Below are 21,695 nucleotides of genomic sequence, written 5' to 3'. Positions count from 1 at the left end.
CATTTTCTAGTGTGAATAACAATTTGGTAAGAGAAACATGCTGAAAAGAATTAATATAGGAGGTAAAATCACAGCATCGGTGTTGCTGCTTACCGCTTTGGCAGTGGTTGCCATTAGCACAATTACTTATCAGGTAACTGAACAAGTACTGGAAAGTCAGTATGCTGAAAGGCTTCAACTAGTAAATAGTTACAAGAAGAGCGAAATAGAAGGGTACTTCAAGCGCATTATTGCCGAACTGGCCCTAATAGATGCCAAACAGGAAGAAAGTTTAGTATTAGAAGAGACTGAATTTCCGGAGCTTCCTAGTTCAGATATTATGGGCTTGAGCGATCTTGAAGAGGTCACTGCTGAGCCTACTTTATTGGTTGATGCCGAACGAGTTAAAGAAATACTAACTCGTGAATCTAGTATTGCCAGTATTACCTTAGTATCGCTTCAGGGTGATATTCTGTTTACCAGCGATAATTCTAGTATGAATCAGCAACCTGGAGATGCCTTCTACGATCCAGATGGACAGACAATTGAAAAGTCAAAAGAAGGAGTATACACTAGTAGAGTTTTTAAGGAAAACGACCAGCATTTTACCCTTATTGGACAATTGACTAGCAACGAAGAACAGTTAGCTGTTGCCAAGATTAATGTGGCTAAGCTATTTGATATAGTTAACGACTCTAGCAGCCTAGGCAGTTACGGCGAATCATTTTTAGTAAAAGCTACCGGAAAGGATATAAGCTACATCAACAGTTCTCAACTTACGGATAGCGAACCATTGGCCCTTCAAGCAACCGCAGGTAGTATAAACCAACAGGTGGCGCAGCGGGCGATTGAAGGAAATACAGGGTATATTCACGATATTGATTACCGGGGTGAGCCAACACTAGCTGCTTGGGATTATCTGCCAACCCAACAGTGGGGAATAATTTCTAAAATTGATCAAGCAGCATTACATGCCGAATTGCGCTCGTTGCTGTATAAGTCAGTCATAGTAGGAGTCATTCTTTTAGTTGTCGCTTTTATTATCTCTATACTACTTTCCCGAGTGCTAACTTCTGCACTATTATCGCTGAAAAAGACACTGCAAATGCTGAGTGAAGGGGTTTTACCTGAGCAGGTGGAGAAGAAAAGCGACGATGAAGTTGGCCAAATGGCAGAAACCACGGCTAAGGTGGTAGACACTCTACAGCGTACAGCTTCCTTTGCTCATCAAATTGGTGCGGGTAAGTTAGATGCTTCCTTTCAACCAATTAGTGAGAAAGATGCACTGGGTAACGCACTCATTAACATGAGAGATAACATCCAGAACTCTGAAAAAAGAGACTCTGAGCGTAACTGGATTGTGACTGGTGTGGCAGAAATTGGAGAAATTCTTCGAGCCCACGATAAAATTGAGCCGTTAGGTGATGCAGTAGTAGCGTACGTATGCCAAAAGATAGGCGCAATTCAAGGAGCCTTCTACGTGGTGAATGATGGTGATGAAACGGGTGGCAACGCCGTAATTGAGATGAAAGCCAGCTATGCGTACAACAAGAAAAAGTACATTCAGAACTCGTTTAAGTTTGCAGAAGGTCTGGTAGGGCAAGCTGCTATTGAGCAAGACACCCTCATTAGAACAGAAATTCCTTACGATTACGTAACAATTACGTCAGGCTTGCTGGGCGATCAGCGACCAGAATCTTTGCTAATTGTGCCCCTAATCACGAATGAGCAGGTATACGGTGTGCTGGAGTTTGCTGCTTTTGAAAAATTCAGTAGTCGGGATGTTAAGTTCGTAGAAGAGATTAGTCTTATCACTGCCCGTACAGTTTTCAATATTAAGGTGAATGAGCGAACTCGTCGCCTGTTGCAAGAAGCGCAGCAAATGAGTAACGAACTGCAGGAACAGCAGGAGATTCTTCAGCAAAATGCCGAAGAAATGCAGGCTACTCAAGAGGAGTTGCAGCGAGCCAATAAGCAACTGGAAGAGCAAATTCAAGAAGTGGAGCGCACCCAGAACCGTATGGCATCCCTATTGGAGAATGCTTCAGAGGTGGTAACTATCTACGAAGACAACCAAATTATCCGTTATATCAGTCCATCTGTACAGCGAATCTTCGGTTACAACCAAGAAGAACTCATTGGGCATAGTGATATGGAACACATTGTGGAAGAAGGACAAAAGACTTTCTTAGATATGTTTTCATCACTTATAAAAAAGCCCAAAGAGTCGGTTACCGTTCAATATCTGTACAACACTAAGGATCGGGGCGAAGTATGGGTGGAAACTACGGGTACTAACCTGTTGGATGACCCAGCGGTGCAAGGAATTGTCTTGAACTCTCGAGATATTACTGAGCGAAAACGAGCCGAGCAGGAAGAACGAATGCGAAGCAAAATGCAGGCACTTTCTGAGAACTCGACAGACTTAATTACTCGTCTAGACAAAGAAGGTACCTTCTTCTACATCAACCCTACTATCGAAACGTATACCGGACAAGCGCCCTCGGAGTTTCTAAACAAGCGAATTTCTGAGGCTAGCTTTGAGCCCTCAGTAGTGGAGGAATGGTTGAAGATTCTGGGTGAAGTAGGTAGCTCAGAGCAAACCGTGGCGAAAGAAATCGATTTCCCTTCCCAACTGGGTGATCGGGTAATGAACGTAAATGCTATCCCTGAATTTGATGAAGAAGAGCAGTTGGAATCAGTGCTCGTAGTATCGCATGATATTACTGAGCGTAAGCAAATTGAGCTGGAAATCCAGAGTAAGAATAAAAAGATTAACGATAGTATTAATTACGCTCGCCGTATTCAAGGCGCTATCTTACCAGATAATCAAATTATTAAGCATGTATTCCCGGAATCTTTTATCTTCTACAAAGCCCGAGACGTGGTTAGTGGTGACTTTCCTTGGTTTATGCAACGAGGTGAAGATACGTTCATTGCGGCAGTAGACTGTACCGGGCACGGCGTGCCGGGCGCACTAATATCGCTGATTGGCTACTTCTTGCTAAACGATATAGTTCGTAGCCGGGGAGTGTCTGATCCGGGTGAGATTTTAGATCAATTAGACGATGGAGTGACTAAGACGTTGCGACAGGATTCAGATGACTCTCAGAGTAAAGACGGAATGGATATTGCTCTGTGTCGCATTCGTAAAAACGAGGTGCAATATGCCGGGGCTCACCGTCCGCTGTATTTTATGAATAAAGGCGAGATGGTAGAGATTAAGGGAGACAAATTTCCGATTGGTGGAGGAATATATAAGAATCAGACCAACTTTACTACCACAACTATTAAGGCCGCTAAAGGCGACTCTATCTACTTCTGTTCCGACGGATTTCCTGACCAATTTGGCGGGCCGAATAACCGTAAATACGGACCTAAACGCCTGCGAGCCATGATTCAGGAGCATCACCATAAACCGATGGATGACGTTCATCAAACCATTGGGTCTTCTTGGGAAGAATGGCAGGGTGAAGAAAAGCAGACTGATGATGTACTAATGATTGGTATTAAGTTTTAAATTAAATTGATCGACTAACAATTAAATCTGACAGATCATGAAGTATGTGTATGACTTACACAAAACAATGCGGGATCAGAACCTCATCTTAGTATATGAGGGGGAATTTACGCAAGAAATTACCAAATCCGTGCTGGCTATGGCCGAACGTAATATGGATTCCATGGGAGAAGAATCTTCTGTGAAGCGAAAGGTATTCAACGTAATGGTAGAGTGTCTTCAAAATATTGTGAAACACGGTGAAGGGTACAAGGTAGAAGAAGGGTATGAATATAACGCAGTATTCATGATTGGTAAAAAAGGTGATGAGTATATCATTGCTTCGGGCAACCCTTTGGAGAAAGAAGATGTAACCGGTCTTAAGGAGCGATTAGATCGGGTAAATGGCTTAGACAAAGACGGTCTGAAGCAGCTTTACAAAGACATTATTAAAAACACTACCATCTCAGAAAAAGGAGGGGCTGGATTAGGGTTCGTTGATATGGCTCGGAAGTCAGGGAGTAAACTGGAATACGATTTTATTGAGATGGACGATAAGCGTTCATTTTTTACTTTAAAGACCACTATTATCCGTAGTTAAACCAAAATAGAAAGTCAATTCAAAACATATTATTGCCATGGAAATCATACACTTAGAAGGAACAGAAGATACACCGAAAATCATTCTTGATAAAAGTAACGGTATATTTGAGATTTCTGGTCGTTCTTTACCGGAAGACTCGGCAGAGTTCTACCAACCCGTATTAGATTGGTTAGGTGCTTATGCTAAAGATCCCAACCCTAGCAGCGAGTTTGTATTTAAACTAGAATATTTTAACACCGCATCTTCTAAGCTAATCTTAGACGTCCTTTCTAAAATTGAAGAAGTAGAGGGGGCTAAAATACACTGGTATTTTCACGAAGATGATGAGGATATGGAAGAAGCGGGCGAAGAATTTTCTGAGCTAGTGGAAGTGTCCTTTGAGTTCAGTACCTACTAGAAGTTCCATCGTTAGTATTACCTCGTTTATTTAAAGGTTTCGCCAACCAAATTTAGCTATTCAGCGGTAATAGCTCAGGCTCTCTTTGCCTCTCAGAATGCAGGGGTTGTAGTTGAATTTACGCAACGGATCGTAAGACCATGAGTGAAGAAATTCTTAAAGCGTTAACCCAATTATTTGCTATCATCACCAAACAAGACGGTGGTGTTACTGAGAAAGAACGCAACTTTGTTATTAGTTTCTTTACTCAGGAGCTGGATCACGACTCTATTAAGGAGTATGTAGAGCTGTACGATAAATATGCAGATTGGGGGAAGTCTGATGAAGTTGCCGAGGGTGAGGTGGTAGTTAAAAAGCGGAAGCTGACCTCAGTTAGAGACTCAGTTAAAACGTTGGCGATCTGTCGTAAAATCAATAAAACCCTTACACAGAAGCAGAAGGTTGTTGTGCTGGCAAAAGTACTAGAGCTGGTAGCTTCCGATGGAAATTTTACTGAGCAGCGAGCCAATATTATTAATACGGTTTCTGAAGTATTTAATATTGAAGCTGAGGAGTACAAACTGATTGAAAGCTTTGCGCTAAATGACCAGGAGGTTCAGGAAAATTCGGAAGATATTCTGACCGTGAGTGCTCGAACTGGTGATACTGGCAAGCAAAAGCACGTAGTAGCGGATATTCAGGGCGAAATTATTTTTCTGAAAGTTAATAGTGTTGATTTATACTTTGTAAAGTACCTAGGAAAAAGTGATATAGTGCTGAATGGCTTTATTATGAAGCCAGACCATTCGTATCTCTTTTCTAACGGTAGCACCATCAAAACTCCGGTGGGAGATGCATTGTATTACAGCGACATAATTCGGCACTTCTTGTCAGATGATGAGGTTCAAAAAATCTCATTCAACGTTAACGAAGTCACTTTTCGGTTTCCGAACGGCGGAGTTGGCCTGAGAAATATCAATATTTCCGAAGGTCCGGGCAAGCTCATTGGCATTATGGGAGCCAGTGGTGCGGGCAAAACTACGCTACTGAATGTGCTGGCGGGTATTGAAGCTCCCTCAGAAGGAGAGGTGCTGATTAATGGCTATAACATTCATCTTCAGAAAGAGCATATTCAGGGGGTGATTGGCTACGTAGCACAAGACGATTTGCTGATTGAAGAGCTAACGGTATACGAAAACCTGTACTACAACGCTAAGCTTTGTTTTGCTGATAAAAGCGAAGAAGAAATTGATAAGCTCGTCCTTGACACACTGGAGAGCTTGGGGCTTGAGCACCGAAAAGACCTGAGAGTAGGTAGTGTGCTAGACAAAACGATTAGTGGTGGACAGCGTAAACGGCTGAATATTGCGTTGGAGCTAATCCGAGAACCAGCGGTAATGTTCGTTGATGAACCTACATCCGGGTTGTCTTCTCGCGATTCAGAAAATGTAATTGACTTACTAAAAGAACTTTCTCTAAAAGGGAAGCTTATATTTGTAGTAATCCACCAACCATCTTCCGACATCTATAAGATGTTTGATAAGATGTTCATTATGGATACCGGTGGCTATCCCATATTTTATGGAAACCCGGTAGCAGCCGTAACTTACTTCAAAAAAGCTTCTAACCAGGTAGATGCTGAGCGAGGGCAGTGTTCAGAATGCGGCAACGTTAACCCTGAGCAAGTATTCAATATTATTGAAGCCAAAGTAGTTGATGAATACGGTCAGTTTACGAATAAACGTAAAGTGAACCCTCAGCAATGGAGCGAGATGTACGGAGAGAATTTTTCTTTCAGACGGGTGCCAGATGTGTCTGAAACCCCTCCCAAATCGCTGACCATACCTAACCGACTAAAACAGGCATTTATATTTACCATACGGGATACGCTTTCCAAAATCAGTAATAAGCAATACCTGCTAATCAACTTTTTGGAAGCTCCGGTACTGGCTCTTTTTCTTTCTTTTATTATTCGATACACCGAAGTAGGAAGTTCAGAGTACGTATTTCGGTTTAACGAAAATATTCCAGCCTATCTGCTTATCAGCATTATAGTGGCTCTTTTTATGGGGCTTACGGTAAGTGCTGAAGAAATTATTCGAGATCGAAAAATACTAAAACGAGAATCTTTTTTGAACCTTAGCCGAAGCAGCTACCTCTCTTCTAAAGTATTAATTCTCTTCACCATGTCGGCCATACAAACATTGAGCTTTGTGCTGATTGGGAATTTGATTTTGGAGATCAGAGAGATGACACTAAGCTTTTGGTTGGTTTTGTTTTCAGTTTCTTGTTTTGCCAACGTATTAGGGCTAAACATCTCAGCCTCTTTCAACTCTGCGGTAACAGTTTATATCATTATTCCGCTACTGCTTATCCCGCAAATGATACTAAGTGGGCTACTTTTCGATTTTGATAAACTAAATAGTTTAATCAGTACAAAAGGGGAAGTGCCTCTCGTAGCTGATTTGATGACTTCTCGCTGGGCCTACGAAGCAATGGCGGTGTACCAGTTTAAAGAAAACTCTTTCCAGCGGCCTTTCTACGAATTGGAGAAGCAGGAACGCCAATCCGATTACGAATCAGCTTACCTAATCCCCAAGTTAGAATCTAAGCTACAAAGTATTCAGAATAATATTACTTCTGAAAATGATTCTATGCTAGCTACACTAGATACTGACTTGTATATTCTACGAAAGGAGTTGAAGAATGAGAGTTTTCGAGAAGGGATTGAAACCCTCAATTTAGACTCAGCTTTAACAAAAACTAATATCAATCTGGAGACCATTCAGCAACTGCGTACGTATCTTAAGAGCTTGAATACGCATTACATGAAAATATTTAATGATGCAGTAAGCAAAAAAGAAAAGTTAGTTTACCATCTCGAGAATAAAGCAGGGTTAGACTATGACCTAAACGAATTTAAGGACAAGTACTATAATGAGAGTCTTGCTGATTTAGTAAGAAATGTGAATACTTCGGAAAGAATAGTTCAGCATAAGGGGCGTTTGTTACAACAAATAGACCCAATTTTTAATGAACCATCAGTGGCCAATGCTGGATTTTTCAGTTACCGTACTCATTTCTTTGCTCCCAAAAAACAATTGGCGGGTCAGCTCATCGATACCTTTTATTTTAATATCATCGTTATTTGGGCCATGACAACCTTATTATATATTTCCTTGTACTTCGAGATATTCAAGAGGGGCTTTTCGGCGCTTAGTGATATTAAGCTTCCTAAGCTGAAAAAATAGTCGGTTTATGCCAGAAATAATTCATACGTAAGTTATTCATTCTATTTCGATTTCAACTTGGAGTGACGCATGATACCTTTGTTACATCAAATCCAGAAAATTTGCATGAAAAAATTATCTCTACTGATTGGTGCCGGATTGATTCTATGTTGGTCTTGTGATTCAGGATCAAAAATAGATGAACAGGCATTTCTCGATAGTCTTGAGACTACTGAGGAGAACACTACTGTGATTTCGGAAGAGGTATTGGAGAGTATTCTTCAGCAAATTCCTTCTCCTCTGGAAATTGCAGTACTTCTTAAAGAGTCAGGCACTAACTACGATGTTGAGCTACTGAATGGTACCGACAATCTCGCTAATTATAATAGTAATTTTCAGAAGGCTCTTAATTTAGGTGTTTACGGTACTGACCTAGGCTACACCAACATTTACGAGCAAAACCAAGATGCTTTTGAATACCTTACTGCTATTCGGGATTTAGCTAACGGTTTAAGTATTGGTCAATTCTTTGATTTTGGAGTAATTCGTCGGCTGGCAACCAATAGCCGTAACCTTGATTCCTTACTTCTTATTACAACTAAGAATTTTAATAGTATCAACGCTTCCTTGCAAGAGCAACAGCGGGCCAATTTAAGTGTGCTGCTACTAACCGGTGGGTGGCTAGAAGCACTTCATATTATCTGTCAGGTGACTGAGCGGAACATGAATAATGAGGAGCTGAAGGAGCGTATTGGTGAGCAGAAGATTATTTTGGAGAATATCATGTTGCTACTATCGTTCTACAGTGAGAGTAATCCTAACATTAAAGAGCTATACGATAAAATGGCTGAGTTACAGGCTCAGTTCGATAGCATCGAAATCACGCAAACATACGCCGAGTCAACGCTTGAAGAGGTAAATGGTATTGTGACTATTTCAAATAATAGTACAACCACTATTAATATTACTGATGAGAATGTTGCTGAAATTTCTCGTATTACCTCTTCTATCCGAGATTATATCATACAATAAATGCCACGCAAATATATGAAAGCTATAGCAGGTGTATTGAGCATAGTACTAGGTTTATTTTTGAATGTGCCGCTAGCAAGTGCTCAGTGCGATCCATCCGTCCATACGGAAGCTTGTATTCCTCAGTTAGCCGATGGTTTTAACTTTGTGAAAAGTTACGAAGTAAATGGTGAAGGTGGTGCGAAAGATAAGGTAGAATACTCGTATGTTTTTGCCAAAGGCACTCAATATTTCCTTAACATCTGTGCCCCCGGGGATCAAACCGACGGAATTGTAGTAAGTCTGTATGACTCTAACCGTAAGAAGGTAGGAACTAGCTTTGCAAACGGTAACTTCAACAAAGGTATTATTTACCCTTGCAATGCTACGGGTATTTACTACATCACGTTTACCTTTGAGGGGTCGCAAAGCCACTGTGGGGGAGCGGTTCTGGGATTTAAACGTTAAATCCTAACAAGAAATCCATTTGAAAAGCCTCTATATGAGGCTTTTTGCATTAAATTAGTGAGTAGCTCAGTGTAAGTGGACAGGTTTTACGGGAGGAATGGGTCAATGTACTAGCTATCAGATATTTATGAAACTGTCTGTTTAGAAGAAAAAGCCAAAAAATTTTATAATCGAGTAGGCATACACCAACTTTCTAATCTATGCATAAATTTTCTTCTCTTTTCATGTTGGCTGATACGAAAGTAATTGATGACGTTGTTGTAAAAGCTCAACCATTTCTGAACGAATAGTGATACGTCTGTGCTTTCTCTTTTTTTGTATTGCTACTATATTTCTATCGTGCCAAGAGGAAGAAGTTGTTCCCGACTGTGTTCTGTACGAGCCACCCGCAGACTTAGATACTTATATTTATCCGGTCCTTCCCGGAACACCAGAGTGGGTTGCTATACAAACCGGAGCTGAGAAGTATGCTGTAACCCAGGTACCCGACTCCGTGCTACAGATCATTTCTACCGAAGGACTATTAGAGACGTGGCTAACGTACCCTTTGCTAGAAAACGTGCTTGCATGGACTACCTTGCAACAAGGGATAGATAGTGTTGGGGAGATATTTGGAGGGCTACAGGAGTTACAGCAACGACCCGATGCTGGCAAAGTTATGCTACAACGATACAAACAGATGAGTCCCCATTGTGTCAATGAATTCACTACGGATATCGATATCGGGAAATTTACGTTAGAGTTAGCACTCTACGAAGCCATCCTTGCTCAGAACATATTTCTCCAAAAACTTTCTGTTGTAGAGCAGGATGAACTGCTTCAGCTAATTCTAAGCAGTTATGCCATTAAAGAGGGTTACTCAAATGACCTATATAGCTTTTTTAGCTTAAAAGCTACGGCTATCGTTGCTGCTCGCCTGATGGTGCTTGCTGACTATTCGCTCTTTATAGAAGCGATGGCCCAAGATGACTATCTGCGCGTATTCGTTGAGCAGATTGAGCTACAGGGGCGAGCAGAGTCTATTACCACGGTTATTACCTATGCTAATAATTTTATTCATCAGCGCAATTAATACAAAAGAATTACGAAAAGAGCGCTATTTTTTACTACAGGCTTTTTATCAGGATGTATATCATACATAATGGTTGTATATTCTAACCCGGTCTCTACCAATTTTAGTAGCTAATAAACACTTGGTATGGTTCTTATTCTTTATTGAAAAGCGTGATAATTTACGAAAGCAACTGTTTTAATCTTCTTCTTTCTTTCGCCCGAAGCTCAGCTTGCTGCTTATGTTCTCTGACCCACTAATTTACTCTACCTGATAGAGTAAAGAGAATAAAAAAACCGCTTGTGTGCGGTTTCTTTATTCTTACTTTTAAGATCAGAGCTATTTTTTTCCGTTAGAGGAAGCTGCGGCAGCATCAGCTAACTCGGCAGTATCAGCACCAATATCTTCTGGGTTATCTTCCACGCCGTTTATCTTGTTTCTAATTTTTAGCTCGATTTCACCCATTAGTTCGGGGTTATCTAGTAGAATGCGTTTTACCGCATCTCGCCCTTGCCCGAGTTTTTCACTGTCGTAGGAGAACCAGGAACCTGACTTTTTGACAATTTCCATCTCTACCCCTAAATCAAGGATTTCACCTACTTTAGAAATTCCTTCGCCGTACATAATATCAAACTCTACCACCTTAAACGGAGGAGCGACTTTATTCTTCACCACTTTCACGCGGGTACGGTTACCAGTGATATTGTCAGCATTTTCTTTAATCTGACCAATACGACGAATATCTAAGCGAACGGATGCGTAGAATTTTAGTGCGTTACCTCCAGTAGTAGTTTCCGGATTTCCGAACATTACCCCAATTTTCTCTCGTAACTGGTTAATGAAAATACAGGTACACTTCGTCTTGTTAATAGCACCAGTGAGTTTTCGGAGGGCTTGCGACATAAGGCGGGCTTGCAATCCCATTTTACTATCCCCCATCTCGCCTTCCAGTTCGCCCCGAGGAACCAAGGCAGCTACTGAGTCTATCACAATAATATCAATCGCCCCGGAACGAATTAGGTGTTCCGCAATCTCCAGAGCTTGCTCTCCATTGTCGGGTTGAGAGATTAACAAGTTCTCAGTATCTATTCCTAACTTTTGAGCATAGCCTCGGTCAAAGGCGTGTTCGGCATCCACAATAGCGGCAATACCGCCCGCTTTCTGAGCCTCAGCAATACAGTGCATGGCTAAAGTGGTTTTACCAGAGGATTCTGGGCCGTAAATTTCTACTACCCGACCCCGGGGAACTCCGCCTACCCCTAACGCAATGTCTAAGCCAAGTGAACCGGTAGGGATGGCCGGAATATCTTCTACCCGATCGTCGCTTAGCTTCATTACGGTGCCTTTACCGTAGGTTTTATCCAGTTTATCAATGGTTAGTTGAAGGGCTTTTAACTTTTCTGTTTGATCGCTCATAAATTAGTGATTATGGTTGATAGACAAATATACTTTTTATAAGTATTTATTGCAAGAATATTACGTAAAATAAGAACGCAACATTTAGATACAGAGTTTCTAACTATTCGTAAATTTGATGAGAATTTTACCAGCAGCTAATTAGTAAGCTGTTGATAGTCAAACGTATACAAAAGGCAGTAGAAATCGCTACTCAAAGATACATTAAAAATAGGGCTCAGAAAACTTAGGGGATATGATAAAAAAAATATTCATTGGATTGGTAGCAGTGCTGGCGATAGTACTCATTTGGCAGCGTGAGTTGGTGAGTTACGGAATTATGCAAGCCAAAGGTCAGATAAAAGTGCTGTGGAATGCCCGCCCGATTGATGAATTATTAGCTGATCCGCAAGTAGCTGATTCGCTAAAGCAAAAAGTGCAGTTGGTGCAGGAAGTAAAGCAATTCGCCATTGATAGTTTGGGAGTAAATAATTCGGGTAGCTACGGCAGTGTGTACGATCAGAAAGGCAAGCCAATACTGTGGGTGATTACCGCTACTGAACCATTCTCTTTAGAAGACCGCAAGTGGAAATTCCCGCTGCTGGGCACGTTTTCCTACAAAGGTTTTTTTGATTACCAAAAAGCACTACTAGAAAAAGAAGAACTAGCTAACCAAGGGTTAGATACGGGTATCAGAACAGTGAGTGCGTGGAGTACGCTGGGTTTTTTTGATGATCCTATTTTATCGCAACTGCTATTCAGAACCGAGGGGCGAGTGGCTAACACTATTATTCACGAACTCACGCACGGCACTATTTTCGTAAAGGATAATCTACAGCTAAACGAAAATATTGCTTCACTCATTGGTGATCAGGGTGCGCTTGTTTTCTTGTCTCATAAGTATGGTGCCGAATCAGTTGAAGTGCAAGAGTATGCTCGCTACCTAGAGGATCGCCGAACATACACCAACCACATGCTGCGGGGAACGAAGCAGTTGGATAGTCTGTACCGATCCTTTTCTGAAGATTTGCCAAAAGAAGCCAAGCTTAGTAAGAAAGAAATGCTAATTCAAAAGATAGTAGCCACTACTGACACACTCAATCTTATAACTAGTCAGTACCAGAAGGTGAGAGATAAACTTAAAACTTCGGACAAGCTTCCGAATAATACGTTTTTTAAATCATACGTGCGCTACCGCCGGAATATTGATGATTTAAAGAACGAATTAACAGAGCAGTTTTCGGGTGATATTAGCCAGTACTTAGCCTATCTGCAAGAAAAGTACGACTAACCAAGATAATCATAAAAAAGAGCCGATGTTGTACAAGCGGCTCTTAGTGATATGCTCAAATCAAACTAAAACGTGTCAAGTGAGTAAGTTGGGTTAATGCGTTTCGCTAGTAAAAGTTCAACAAGTATGCCAGTCGCTGAAATGGGCAGATCAGCCAGTTATTAGTAGAGTAACTGTACACTTTCGGGCAGAAAATGTACGTTTATGTACAGAGGTCTAGTATTAAAAGCTAACGGAGGCCTGATTTATGCGTATATATGATTAGAAAATATAGTGTAGCGTACCAGTTTTGCATGATTTTTTCTCTTAAAATCTAACAACACCTAGGTAGCATGAAAAAATATTGGTTGATACTAGCTGGCGTCGCTTTTATAACAACAGCATTACAGTACGCGGGATCAGGGGCTTTCCGTAATGTTACGAACGAGAGTTTTGGTACCGGAGAAATACTGAAATACCGCATACATTTCGGCTTTATTAGTGCGGCTGAAGCTATTATGCAAGTACATGATGGCTACTACGATATTAACGGCCGCTCTTGCTATAAAATTGACGTATTTGGCAATACCACAGGGCTAGCTGATGTATTGTATAGTGTTCGTGATAACTTTGGGGCGTACGTAGATACTACGTCAATTCTCCCCATGCAGTCGTATCGTTACATTCAAGAAGGTGGCTACCGTAAGAATGAAATGGTGAATTTTGACCATGAAAACGATATGGCAACGGTGCTAAAGCTTGATAAGCAAACCTTAGCCGTAAAGGAACGTGAGCGCTATCCAGTACCAAACAATGTAGTAGATATTGTAGGAGGATACTACTTTCTTCGTACGCTAGATTATAGCGATTACGAAAAAGGCGATGTGATTCCTATTGAAGGGTTTTTCGACGAAGAAATCTACAATATTGAAGTGAAGATTATTGGTCGAGAACTTCTTCGAACCAAGGTTGGTAAAATTAACGCCATTATAGTAGCTCCTTCTCTACCTGAAAACTCTTTTTTTGAGAACAGCAAAGATCCGGTGAAGGTGTGGATATCAGACGATAGCAACAAAGTGCCCCTTAAAATTAAAGCCAAGCTGGCAATTGGGGCTATTGAGGTCGATATTAAAGAAATGCAAAACCTGCGTAACTAGTCAGACTTATCCTTCATTTCTCTCCGTCGCATTGGCATCTGATCAATAATGCCGAACAGCTTTTCAGTGCTCAATAAGCTGCTTTGGTTTAGCTTTTGTCCGCCATCTTTTCCAATCAGCACTACAGCGTATGTATTGTTCTGGGTTCGGTACTTCTGACGCAATTGAGTGGCTATTTCTTCGCCCATGACTTTACCTTCCGGAGTAATGACCTTCTGGGGGAAGACCTTAAATACCAAAAGGTCACGGTCATCCATTTCAGACTTTTCTCTTTCAAGCGTTTGTAACTGGTCTTTGTAAATGACTGATTCTTCGGTATCGGCAAAGAGCAGCAGTATCCGGTTTTCCCAGCGGTATTGATCTAATACTGAAACATCTTGGGTAGCAAGTTTCATAGAGAAAAGAAATAAAATTGAAAAAATTATTGAAAAAGATCGCATATGCTGATTATATATTACATCGGTATTTTAACTAATAGAGAATAAAAACGGTTATTTTATAATTTTTTAAATAAAAATTTGACAAATATGACTTTTATGGTACCTTTGTAATAAATAATTATGTTTATAATATATAAACGATAAGCAAAGTAGTAATAAATATTTGATAGAATAAATAATCTAGTTCTCATGGTTATGCTCAATACTTACGCTCCACCGCAAGCTGATACGAAACAACAGCAGTACAATGCGCTTCTTCAGCAAATCCGTGATATTGTCTACAATGAGAACGACTTAGTTGCTAATCTTGGGAATATTGCAGCAATCCTTCATCAAGGTATGAATTTCTCCTGGACTGGTTTTTACTTTGTAAAAGATGAAGAATTGATACTAGGTCCGTTTCAAGGTCCAGCGGCGAGAACTAGAATTCGGAAAGAGGAAGGGATCTGCGGAATGGCTTTCGCGCAAGAATGTACCGTAATGGTAGCAGATGTGGAAGAATACGCGGGGCACATTTCGCTTAACGAATACGATAAATCAGAAATAGCCTTGCCCGCCTACTCAAGAGGAGAGGTTGTGCTCATTCTGAATATTAACAGCCACCACCTCCACAATTTCACTGAGTTGGATAAGCGCAACTTGCAACAGGTAATGCATCTCATTGAAGAAGTACTATAGAAATAACACAGCTTACTACCAAACCAAGCTGTTACCGTCAGTGATTGCCCTATAGCAACGCTGGCGGTTCTTTGTTTTAGCCCTTTCCTGCATCGCTCCTCCGATTAATTCGTTAAGTTTGAAGAAATTAAAACCTAACAATTGATCCTTATGAAATTACTATCTGGAAAAACTGCTTTGGTTACCGGAGCATCGCGCGGTATTGGCTATGCCATTGCCCAAAAGTTTGCCGAACAGGGTGCTAATGTTGCGTTTACGTATCTGTCGAGTGTAGAGAAAGGGGAGACCCTAGAAAAAGAGTTAGGTGAATACGGAATAAAGGCAAAAGGATACCGCTCTGATGCTTCCGACTTTAGTGCTGCCGAGCAACTAATCAATAGCGTAGTTGCTGATCTTGGCTCATTAGATATACTAATTAACAACGCGGGTATTACCCAAGATACGCTGCTGATGCGGATGAATGAGGAAATGTGGGATAAGGTAATTGACGTAAACCTGAAATCAGTTTACAATACGGTAAAAGCCGCACTGCGTACTTTTCTCAAGCAAAAAAGTGGTTCAATCATCAATCTAACCTCGGTAGTGGGCATAAAAGGAAATGCCGGACAGGCCAATTATGCCGCTTCCAAAGCAGGAATTATTGGTTTCACCAAATCGGTAGCGTTGGAGCTGGGTTCACGGAACATTCGTAGTAATGCCATTGCTCCTGGCTTCATAGAAACCGAAATGACCGATAAGCTAGATGAAAAGACAGTGCAAAGCTGGCGCGATGCCATTCCTCTCAAGCGAGGTGGCTCGCCTGATGATGTGGCAGATTGCGCTTTATTTTTGGCTTCGGATATGTCGACGTACATTACCGGTCAAGTGCTACAGGTAGACGGAGGAATGCTCACCTAATTAGTGTTAGAGTGCAGTTGTTTTGAGTTTTAAAGTTCAAAGTTCAGTAAATTAACACCATAACACCATAACACCATAACACCATAACACCATAACACCATAACACCATAACACCATAACACCATAACACTTTCAGTCTCGCTTCTTCGTTACGGAAAAAGCAGAATCGCATCATACTCTTACCACAAAATGATACATGCAAAAGATTCAACTCCTGTTTGATAATTCGCCTTGGCTTATTGTTCCTAGCTTGCTAGTTGGTATAGCTTACGCGCTTCTATTGTATCTGAAAGGTAGAAAGCTCGGTACAGTCTCTTGGGGCAAAACGATTAACTACGTACTCGCCGGACTTAGATTTGTGTTGGTAACACTGTTGTGTTTGCTAATTGTAGGGCCGTTCATCAAGCAAATTCGTAATACCATTGAAGAGCCAATTGTTGTATTTGCGGTGGATAACTCGGCCTCAATTCAGTCAGTGGGGGACAGTGGGCAGTGGATACCGGAAGTCGCGGCTTTACAAAATGAAATACAGCAGCAAGACTATCAGGTAGAAACCAGAAGTTTTTCGTCAAGCGATGCGCTGGAAAATATTGCCTTTTCGGAACAGCGTAGCGATATAGAAGGATTGTTGTCGGATATTGAAACTGAGTACGAAGGCAGAAACTTAGCATCGGTAGTGCTAGTGACGGATGGTATTTATAATGAAGGTATCTCGCCCGCTTACGCATCTTACCCGTTCCGGCTACACACCATTGGAGTTGGTGACACAGTACCTAAGCAAGATTTGAAAGTAAGCAACCTGTATTTCAATAAAATTGCCTATCAGGGAAATAAATTTCCGTTGGTAGCCGAAATAAGCAATACCGGTTTTAGCGGAGAGTCAGTAGCCGTGTCGGTAAACTACCAAGGGAAAACCATAGCCAATGAGCAGATAACCTTCAACCAAGACCGGGGAATAACCAGCGTTGAATTTTTGCTGGAAGCTGCCGAAGAAGGAATGAGTCACTACGTGGTGGCGGTAGAAAATATTGAAGCGGAGTTTACTTCGGAGAATAATGTGAGCCATGCTTACATAGAAATTATTGAGGGTAAAGAATCAATTCTGCTGGTGGCTCAGTCGCCGCATCCAGATATTAAAGCATTAAAGCTCGCCATTGAGCAAAATAAAAATTATGAAGTTGAGACAGCTATTTTGGGATTATCAGCTTGGAATCCGTCCACAGTAGCCAACAGTAAGTTTGACTTGGTAATTCTTCATCAATTACCCGGGCGAGGGCTAAACGATACTCAATTGAATCAGTTAGTGCAGGATGCCAACGCCCTGTGGTACATTGTGGGGGGGCAGAGTAACATTCCGATGTTTAACCGATCGAATGGGCTGCTGGAAATTATCCGCCAAAATAATGAAACTGATGAAGTACGTCCCCTTTTTAACGCGAGCTTCAATGGTTTCCAGCTTGAGAATGACTATCAAACGATTATTGAGGGTTTTATTCCGCTTAAAGTGCCGTTTGGCCAAATAAATTTTAAGGGTGAAAATACTTCTTTGCTGTATCGTCAGGTAGGTAATGTGAAGACCAGCCAGCCTTTATTAGTCACTGGAGAAATAGAAGATAAAAAGCAGGCGGTTTTGTTGGCAGATGGCGTTTGGCAGTGGAGGCTACAGGAGTACGCTAAAAACGAAAACACTCAAGCATTCAATGCTTTCTTCACCAAGCTAATTCAATTTTTATCAGCAAAAGAGGATAAGCGAAGGTTTAAGGTTTATCCGGTACGCAATGAGTTTGAAGATACTGAGCCGATTGTGTTTGAAACCGAAATCTACAACGATATTTACGAGGAAGTTTACGGCCAATCAGTCAGTCTTAGCCTAACGGGTGAGGACGGCGAAGAACGCAATTTTAGTTACGTTACCAACGAAAATAACACCCAGTATCGCATCGGTAATCTACCCGAAGGCATCTACAGCTATCAGGCGAGTGTCAATCTGAACGATGAGCAGCTAACCAGCAGTGGTGAGTTTAGTGTGCGACGCCTGGAAATCGAAACGCTGAATTTAACCGCTAACCATAACTTGCTGCGTGAGTTAGCCCAAACTAGCGGAGGGAAGTTTACTACGGCGGAGAAGTTGGGTGCCATTAGCGAAGTATTTCAGAACCAGAAATTGCAAAGTAAGATTTATACTAGCGAGGCTTTTCTTCCGATTATTAATCTAAAGTGGCTGTTTTTCTTACTGCTGCTGTTGGTAGCTGCCGAATGGAGTATCCGAAAGTATATGGGTAGTTACTAAAAAAAGGGCACCGATTTGATGCCCTTCTTAAATTTCAAATTATACGCCGATAAGAATTACTTACTGTCGGTCTTCTTCTCTTTGGGAGTCTTCTTCTTTTTCAGACTAAGCGAAAGCTCTTCACCTTCGCCACTATAGTCGGCCAAGATTGTATCTTCCATTTCAATCTCTCCTTTAAGAATTTCTTCCGCTACGGCGTCTTCCAAGTACTTTTGAATGGCCCGGTTTAGCGGACGAGCACCGTACTGAGGATCATAGCCCTTATCTGCTAAAAAGTCCTTAGCCTTTTCGGTTAAGTCTACTTTATAGCCCAGTGCCATGATTCGAGCGAATAGCTTATTAAGTGTAATGTCAATAATCTTATGAATGTCTTCTCGCTTCAGTGAGTTAAAGACAATCACATCGTCCAAACGATTTAGAAATTCAGGGCTGAACGTTTTCTTTAGGGCGTTCTGAATCGTTGATTTCATAATGTCATCGATGCTTTCCTCTTTGGCTTTGGTTGAGAAACCAATACCTGCTCCGAAGTCTTTCAGGTCGCGGGCACCAATATTGGAAGTCATGATGATAATCGTATTACGAAAATCGACCCGGCGACCTAAGCCATCGGTCAGAATTCCATCATCTAGCACTTGTAGCAGGATATTGAACACATCAGGGTGAGCCTTCTCAATCTCATCCAGTAGCACCACGCTGTAAGGCTTACGGCGTACTTTTTCAGTAAGCTGCCCACCTTCTTCGTAACCTACGTAGCCGGGAGGCGCACCAACTAGGCGAGATACCGAGAATTTCTCCATATACTCACTCATATCAATGCGAATCAAAGCTTCTTCCTTGTCAAACAGATAAGTCGCCAGCACTTTCGCTAATTCAGTTTTTCCAACGCCAGTAGGGCCAAGAAAAACAAATGATCCTATCGGTTTTTGTGGGTCTTTCAGACCGACTCGGGTGCGCTGAATCGCTTTAGTCAGCTTTTTGATAGCCTCTTCTTGGCCAATTACTCTACCGGTAAGCTGTTCGTTCATTCCCAGTAGCTTCTGGCTTTCGTTCTGAGCTACTCGCTTGGTCGGAATTCCCGTCATCATGGCAATTACTTCCGCCACATTTTCTTCATCTACCGTATAGCGGCGCGTGCGGGTTTCATCTTCCCACTTGCGCTTGGCTGACTCAAGTTGGTCAATCAGCTTTTTCTCTCGGTCGCGCAGTTGAGCTGCTTCTTCGTACTTCTGACTCTTTACTACTCGGTTTTTCTCCACTTTGATGTTCTCAATCGCCTCTTCCAGCTTCACAATCTCATCAGGCACGTGGATATTATTGATATGCACCCTTGCTCCGGCCTCGTCCATCACATCAATAGCTTTGTCGGGTAAGAAACGATCGCTAATATAACGGTCAGAGAGTTGCACACAGGCTTCTAGCGCCTCTGGGGTGTACTCTACGTGGTGATGGTTTTCGTACTTATCTTTAATATTATCCAGAATCTGCATGGTCTCTTCTGGAGTGGTGGCATCCACCATCACTACCTGGAAGCGTCGAGCCAAAGCCCCATCTTTCTCAATGTACTGGCGGTACTCATCTAAGGTAGTAGCACCGATACATTGAATTTCGCCCCGCGCTAGTGCTGGTTTAAACATGTTGGAAGCATCTAGCGAACCCGAAGCTCCCCCAGCTCCCACAATAGTATGCAACTCATCAATGAACAAAATTACATCGGGTGACTTTTCAATCTCATTCATAACCGCCTTCATTCGCTCCTCAAACTGACCGCGGTACTTGGTTCCGGCTACCAGTGAAGCCAGATCCAGTGTAACCACTCGTTTGTTAAACAGTACACGGGATACTTTCTTCTGGACAATGCGTAGAGCCAAGCCTTCGGCGATGGCCGTTTTACCTACGCCCGGCTCACCAATTAAAATAGGGTTGTTTTTCTTACGGCGACTTAAAATCTGAGCTACTCGCTCAATTTCTTTATCTCGGCCAACGATAGGATCAAGTTTATCATCCTCTGCCAATTTGGTTAAATCGCGTCCGAAGTTGTCTAGCACCGGGGTGCGGGATTTCTCGGAGCCTTTAGATTCTCGGCTAGAGCCTGAACCACCACCACCGAAGATGCGACCAGAATCTTCATCGCCATCGTCAGTATCGGGTCCGGCTACCGGAGTATCGGATTGGTATTCTAATAGTTCTTTCACAACGTCGTAGTTAACATCAAACTTCTCTAAAATCTGGGTAGCAATATTATCTTCATCGCGCAGAATGGAGAGGAGCAGGTGCTCCGTGCCAATCAGTTGACTTTTGAAAATTTTTGCTTCCAGATACGTGATCTTTAGTACTTTCTCTGACTGTCGGGTCAGAGGAATGTTGGCTAGGTTTTTCACATTACCGGTAGCCGTTCCTTTGGTGGCCTGCTCAACGGCAGTACGTAGTTCATCTAAAGACACCCCTAACTTCTTCAGCAAGCTTACCGCTACGCCTTCCCCCTCGCGAATCATTCCTAACAGTAGGTGTTCAGTGCCAATATAATCGTGCCCCAGTCGGAGGGCCTCTTCCCGACTGAGCGAAATAACTTCCTTAACTCTATTTGAAAATTTAGCTTCCATAAGCTTACTCCTTGGAATTAAATGGTAAAATGGGTGTGTCCCCTCGAGCCAAAACCCTCAATAGCAAGATAGATATATATGCTTAGAAAACAACAAGTGGCTCTTAGCATTTGTTCACCTTTCGGATATTGAACGTCGAATAACATTGTCGGCATGAGGGCCTTCACAAAATAACAAATCTATGATGCTTAAATTCGGTACAAAGTCTTTGCCAAAGGCTTGTATGTACCTTAATGGCATAAATTGACTATTTCCCGACACTTGACTCTTACCCAAAATTACCCCTCGCTGGTCGGATATAGTGCTACTAGTTGCGGGAAGTGCTTGATACGACCAAAACTCTACCTCCGTGTTCCACATGAGCAATTCCAGACATTTTGTCAGTAGTGCGAGATTAAGATCAATTAAGTAGGTAAAAGGTTGGTATAAGGTGGCTCGGATATCGTCGGCGAAAAACGCAAAAAACGGAGCCTTGCCGTAGGCCGATGCTAAACTTCTCCAGTGGTTGTTTTGCCACCGGTTCTCATTCGCTATTCTTACGTCTCGGGTAGGTATCTTCCCGCTACCTCTATGTATGGGTACGCTGAGTGCTTGTATTTTGTTCGGCCCCAAAATATAGCAGCGATTGCGGTACGATTGCTTTACGTACAATTCATCAGTATCAATCCATATTTTACCCCCTGCCCGCAGCAGAGAAAAATATTCGATACAAGGAAAATAATGACTTTCTATCAGTACCGATTGATCCAA

The 21,695-nt window shown here is 41.9% G+C and carries 16 protein-coding genes; 12 read left to right on the top strand and 4 right to left on the bottom strand.

Annotated features, from left to right (window positions below; translation table 11 throughout):
- Positions 1 to 37 precede the first annotated feature (37 nt).
- The 7 genes from P0M28_RS04965 to P0M28_RS04935 all read left to right on the top strand — a co-directional run bounded on the left by P0M28_RS04965 (position 38) and on the right by P0M28_RS04935 (position 10,239).
- Positions 38 to 3,499 (top strand): PAS domain S-box protein, encoded by a 3,462-nt coding sequence (locus P0M28_RS04965; protein WP_302208462.1) that lies wholly within the window; start codon positions 38 to 40, stop codon positions 3,497 to 3,499.
- A 37-nt stretch (positions 3,500 to 3,536) separates the two neighbouring features.
- Positions 3,537 to 4,079, top strand: a complete 543-nt coding sequence (locus tag P0M28_RS04960; RefSeq protein WP_302208460.1) for a SiaB family protein kinase — start codon at positions 3,537 to 3,539, stop codon at positions 4,077 to 4,079.
- 37 nt (positions 4,080 to 4,116) lie between these two features.
- On the top strand, positions 4,117 to 4,479 hold the full coding sequence (locus P0M28_RS04955) for a DUF1987 domain-containing protein (RefSeq protein WP_302208458.1): 363 nt from the start codon (positions 4,117 to 4,119) through the stop codon (positions 4,477 to 4,479).
- Positions 4,480 to 4,619: 140 nt separating this feature from the next.
- A complete protein-coding gene (locus P0M28_RS04950; RefSeq protein WP_302208457.1) occupies positions 4,620 to 7,709 on the top strand; it encodes an ATP-binding cassette domain-containing protein in 3,090 nt (1,029 codons plus the stop codon).
- Between the two features lie 105 nt (positions 7,710 to 7,814).
- Complete coding sequence (locus P0M28_RS04945) at positions 7,815 to 8,720, top strand: hypothetical protein (RefSeq protein WP_302208456.1); 906 nt, start codon at positions 7,815 to 7,817, stop codon at positions 8,718 to 8,720.
- A gap of 15 nt (positions 8,721 to 8,735) precedes the next feature.
- Positions 8,736 to 9,167: a hypothetical protein gene (locus tag P0M28_RS04940; RefSeq protein WP_302208455.1), complete on the top strand. Its 432-nt coding sequence runs from the start codon at positions 8,736 to 8,738 to the stop codon at positions 9,165 to 9,167.
- Between the two features lie 289 nt (positions 9,168 to 9,456).
- Complete coding sequence (locus P0M28_RS04935) at positions 9,457 to 10,239, top strand: hypothetical protein (protein ID WP_302208454.1); 783 nt, start codon at positions 9,457 to 9,459, stop codon at positions 10,237 to 10,239.
- A gap of 318 nt (positions 10,240 to 10,557) precedes the next feature.
- Here P0M28_RS04935 and recA read toward each other — a convergent pair whose 3' ends face one another.
- Positions 10,558 to 11,634 carry a recombinase RecA gene (gene recA / locus P0M28_RS04930; protein ID WP_302208451.1) on the bottom strand — a complete coding sequence of 359 codons (1,077 nt, stop codon included), beginning with the start codon at positions 11,632 to 11,634 and terminating at the stop codon, positions 10,558 to 10,560.
- Positions 11,635 to 11,869: 235 nt separating this feature from the next.
- Between recA and P0M28_RS04925 the strand changes: the two genes are divergently transcribed.
- Complete coding sequence (locus P0M28_RS04925; protein ID WP_302208450.1) at positions 11,870 to 12,904, top strand: aminopeptidase; 1,035 nt, start codon at positions 11,870 to 11,872, stop codon at positions 12,902 to 12,904.
- 332 nt (positions 12,905 to 13,236) lie between these two features.
- Positions 13,237 to 14,040 (top strand): DUF3108 domain-containing protein, encoded by an 804-nt coding sequence (locus P0M28_RS04920; protein WP_302208448.1) that lies wholly within the window; start codon positions 13,237 to 13,239, stop codon positions 14,038 to 14,040.
- Here P0M28_RS04920 and P0M28_RS04915 read toward each other — a convergent pair.
- Positions 14,037 to 14,435 carry a DUF4174 domain-containing protein gene (locus P0M28_RS04915; RefSeq protein ID WP_302208446.1) on the bottom strand — a complete coding sequence of 133 codons (399 nt, stop codon included), beginning with the start codon at positions 14,433 to 14,435 and terminating at the stop codon, positions 14,037 to 14,039. The two genes, P0M28_RS04920 and P0M28_RS04915, sit on opposite strands and share 4 nt — an antisense overlap.
- Positions 14,436 to 14,675: 240 nt before the next feature.
- Here P0M28_RS04915 and P0M28_RS04910 point away from each other — a divergent pair, with 240 nt between their 5' ends.
- The 3 genes from P0M28_RS04910 to P0M28_RS04900 all read left to right on the top strand — a co-directional run bounded on the left by P0M28_RS04910 (position 14,676) and on the right by P0M28_RS04900 (position 18,345).
- Complete coding sequence (locus tag P0M28_RS04910) at positions 14,676 to 15,158, top strand: GAF domain-containing protein (RefSeq protein ID WP_302208444.1); 483 nt, start codon at positions 14,676 to 14,678, stop codon at positions 15,156 to 15,158.
- A gap of 150 nt (positions 15,159 to 15,308) precedes the next feature.
- Entirely contained in the window at positions 15,309 to 16,055 is a 747-nt protein-coding gene (fabG, locus tag P0M28_RS04905; protein WP_302208443.1) for a 3-oxoacyl-[acyl-carrier-protein] reductase, read from the top strand.
- A 196-nt stretch (positions 16,056 to 16,251) separates the two neighbouring features.
- Positions 16,252 to 18,345 (top strand): hypothetical protein, encoded by a 2,094-nt coding sequence (locus P0M28_RS04900; RefSeq protein WP_302208441.1) that lies wholly within the window; start codon positions 16,252 to 16,254, stop codon positions 18,343 to 18,345.
- Positions 18,346 to 18,401: 56 nt separating this feature from the next.
- Here the strand turns inward: P0M28_RS04900 and P0M28_RS04895 are convergent, their stop codons facing one another.
- Together P0M28_RS04895 and P0M28_RS04890 are read right to left on the bottom strand one after the other, a co-directional pair.
- The gene (locus P0M28_RS04895; RefSeq protein WP_302208439.1) at positions 18,402 to 20,945 is read right to left on the bottom strand and encodes an ATP-dependent Clp protease ATP-binding subunit; all 2,544 of its coding nucleotides are present in this window, start codon (positions 20,943 to 20,945) and stop codon (positions 18,402 to 18,404) included.
- Between the two features lie 114 nt (positions 20,946 to 21,059).
- Entirely contained in the window at positions 21,060 to 21,695 is a 636-nt protein-coding gene (locus tag P0M28_RS04890; RefSeq protein WP_302208436.1) for a WbqC family protein, read from the bottom strand.

It is taken from the genome of Tunicatimonas pelagia, from assembly GCF_030506325.1.
GTDB lineage: Bacteria > Bacteroidota > Bacteroidia > Cytophagales > Cyclobacteriaceae > Tunicatimonas > Tunicatimonas pelagia.
Note: the sequence above shows the minus strand (reverse complement) of the source record. Positions and strands in the feature narration are given on the sequence as shown.

Excerpts from the sequence above, each read along its gene's own strand:
- P0M28_RS04925 (WP_302208450.1), top strand. The coding sequence starts at position 11,870 with ATGATAAAAAAAATATTCATTGGATTGGTAGCAGTGCTGGCGATAGTA.
- P0M28_RS04900 (WP_302208441.1), top strand. The coding sequence starts at position 16,252 with ATGCAAAAGATTCAACTCCTGTTTGATAATTCGCCTTGGCTTATTGTT.
- P0M28_RS04955 (WP_302208458.1), top strand. The coding sequence starts at position 4,117 with ATGGAAATCATACACTTAGAAGGAACAGAAGATACACCGAAAATCATT.
- P0M28_RS04895 (WP_302208439.1), bottom strand. The coding sequence starts at position 20,945 with ATGGAAGCTAAATTTTCAAATAGAGTTAAGGAAGTTATTTCGCTCAGT.
- P0M28_RS04920 (WP_302208448.1), top strand. The coding sequence starts at position 13,237 with ATGAAAAAATATTGGTTGATACTAGCTGGCGTCGCTTTTATAACAACA.
- fabG (WP_302208443.1), top strand. The coding sequence starts at position 15,309 with ATGAAATTACTATCTGGAAAAACTGCTTTGGTTACCGGAGCATCGCGC.
- P0M28_RS04940 (WP_302208455.1), top strand. The coding sequence starts at position 8,736 with ATGAAAGCTATAGCAGGTGTATTGAGCATAGTACTAGGTTTATTTTTG.
- recA (WP_302208451.1), bottom strand. The coding sequence starts at position 11,634 with ATGAGCGATCAAACAGAAAAGTTAAAAGCCCTTCAACTAACCATTGAT.
- P0M28_RS04950 (WP_302208457.1), top strand. The coding sequence starts at position 4,620 with ATGAGTGAAGAAATTCTTAAAGCGTTAACCCAATTATTTGCTATCATC.
- P0M28_RS04910 (WP_302208444.1), top strand. The coding sequence starts at position 14,676 with ATGCTCAATACTTACGCTCCACCGCAAGCTGATACGAAACAACAGCAG.
- P0M28_RS04915 (WP_302208446.1), bottom strand. The coding sequence starts at position 14,435 with ATGAAACTTGCTACCCAAGATGTTTCAGTATTAGATCAATACCGCTGG.
- P0M28_RS04965 (WP_302208462.1), top strand. The coding sequence starts at position 38 with ATGCTGAAAAGAATTAATATAGGAGGTAAAATCACAGCATCGGTGTTG.
- P0M28_RS04945 (WP_302208456.1), top strand. The coding sequence starts at position 7,815 with ATGAAAAAATTATCTCTACTGATTGGTGCCGGATTGATTCTATGTTGG.
- P0M28_RS04960 (WP_302208460.1), top strand. The coding sequence starts at position 3,537 with ATGAAGTATGTGTATGACTTACACAAAACAATGCGGGATCAGAACCTC.